Source organism: Gilvimarinus sp. 1_MG-2023 (genome assembly GCF_030548285.1).
This window is the reverse complement of record NZ_JAUOSC010000059.1, coordinates 1-559: the sequence shown is the minus strand read 5'-3', so window position 1 is coordinate 559 and position 559 is coordinate 1. Positions and strand designations below refer to the sequence as shown.

Sequence of the window (559 nt, the reverse complement as noted above, 5' to 3'; positions counted from 1 at the left end):
CATCTGCCAGCCCCCAAGCCCTTTTTCGTGAGCCAGTCAGCGGCTTTAGCCATCTTGCCGGCGCTCTTCTTTCGCTGGTAGCACTTTATATTCTGTATAGCCGGGCAGCGCAGTACGGCAACCTCTGGCACATTGTATCTTTCAGTCTTTTTGGCATCACCATGCTGCTGATGTTTGCCAGCAGTGCCCTGTACCACCTGGTACAAGGCTCCGGGCAAACAATCACCCGGCTCAAGCGGCTGGATCATATCGCGATTTTTTTACTGATCGCCGGAACCTACACCCCGTTTTGCCTGATTCCACTCCATGGCCCGATGGGCTGGTGGTTGTTTGCAATCGTATGGACGCTGGCGGGATTTGGCGTGGTACTGAAACTGGTCTGGATTACCGCACCACGCTGGCTATCAACTCTGGTGTATGTTGCCATGGGCTGGCTAGTGGTTGTCGCAGCGCAGCCCGCCATGGAACGTATCCCGGTTGACGCCCTGTTATGGCTGGCCGCTGGCGGCGGCTTCTACACCGTTGGTGCAATGATTTACGCTTTCAAGTGGCCCAACCC

General features: G+C 56.0%; 1 protein-coding gene. It reads left to right on the top strand.

Annotation, left to right across the window (positions count from 1 at the left end):
* A partial coding sequence (trhA, locus tag Q4563_RS15635) for a PAQR family membrane homeostasis protein TrhA (protein WP_303605116.1) occupies positions 1-559 on the top strand: 559 nt, incomplete at both ends.